We start from the raw sequence: 1,522 nt of genomic DNA, 5'->3' as shown, positions 1-1,522 counted from the left end.
CGTTCGTGCTGCTCATCGCCTGCGCCAACATCGCGAACCTGCTGCTCGCGCGATCGACGGCGCGCGCCGGAGAGATGGCTATCCGGCTTTCGATCGGCGCGAGCCGGGCGCGCTTGATTGGGCAGCTCCTCACCGAATCGTTACTGCTCGCGGCCCTCGGCGGTATCGCCGGCCTGGTCGTCGCACAGTGGACGCTCAGGCTCGTCATCTCGCTGCTGCCGCCCGAATTGCAACACACGATCACATTCAGCATGAGCGGCACAGTGATCCTGTTCGGCATCGGCCTGACGTTCGCGACGGGTCTGCTCTTCGGGCTCTTCCCGGCGCTCCACAGCACGCGGCCGGATCTCGTCTCGACGCTCAAGAACCAGGCTGGCCAGCCGTCCGGCGCGAAAGGCGCCGCGCGCGCCAGGCTGGTGCTCGCCACGTCGCAGATCGCGCTCGCCACGACGCTGCTCGCGTCGTCGGGCTTCTTTGTGAAGAGCTTGCTGAACGTCAGTCGAGTGGATCTCGGGTTCAAGGTCGATCACCTGGTGACGTTCGGCCTGTCGCCAGACCTGAACGGCTACTCGTCCGATCGCACGCGACTGTTCTTCCAGCACCTCGAAGACGAGCTCCGGGCAGCGCCGGGTGTGACGGCCGTGACGGTCTCGAACGTGCCGATTCTGGCCGGGACCAACCGCGGAAGAGGGGTCGCCGTTCAAGGGTTCGAGGCCGGACCAGATACCGACAGCAACTCCCGCTACAACAGAGTCGGCCCGGGCTACTTCTCCGCGCTCGGCATCGCGCTCATCGCCGGACGCGAGTTCAGCGATGCCGATACGGTGACTTCCGCCCCGGTCGCTCTCGTCAACCAGACGTTCGCCAAGAAGTTCGGCCTGGGGAACGACGCGGTCGGCAAGTTGATGGGATGGGCGCCGGGACAAGGCTACCGCAGCAACCTCGACACGACGATCGTCGGAGTCGTCGAGGATGCGAAATACAGCGAAGTGAAACAGACGGTGCCGCCGCAATTCTTCGTGCCGTATCGGCAGGACCAGGCGCCTGGCGCCATGCACGTCTACGTGCGGACCTCCGACAATCTCTCACAGGCCGCGTCGGCGATCACAGCCGTCGTGAAGCGGCTGGATTCGAGTCTCCCTATCGAGGCGCTCGAAACGCTTCCCGAGCAGGTCCGCAACAACACGTATCTCGATCGCTTGATCACGACGCTCTCGGCGGCTTTCGCGCTTCTTGCGACGCTGCTCGCGGCGATCGGTCTCTACGGCGTCCTCGCCTATACCGTGGCACAGCGCACGCGGGAGATCGGCCTCCGCATGGCGCTTGGAGCCACGCCCGACCGCGTTCGTGGCATGGTGTTGGGTCAGGTTGCGATCATGACGCTCGTCGGAGCCCTCGTGGGCCTCGGCGGCGCGCTCGCCGTCGGCAAAGCGGCGCAGGCGATGCTCTTTCAGATGACGGGTGCCGATCCGGCGGTGCTGGCGCTTTCGGCCGTCGCGCTCGCGCTCGTCGCGCTATGCGC

General features: G+C 66.0%; 1 protein-coding gene. It reads left to right on the top strand.

The window, feature by feature from the left end:
* Nucleotides 1–1,522, top strand: a 1,522-nt coding sequence (locus VGH98_03785) for an FtsX-like permease family protein (GenBank protein ID HEY2375076.1), incomplete at both ends; no start/stop codon positions are given.

The organism is Gemmatimonadaceae bacterium (assembly GCA_036496605.1).
In the GTDB taxonomy this organism is placed as follows: domain Bacteria; phylum Gemmatimonadota; class Gemmatimonadetes; order Gemmatimonadales; family Gemmatimonadaceae; genus AG2.
This window is presented reverse-complemented; position numbering and strand designations above follow the sequence as displayed.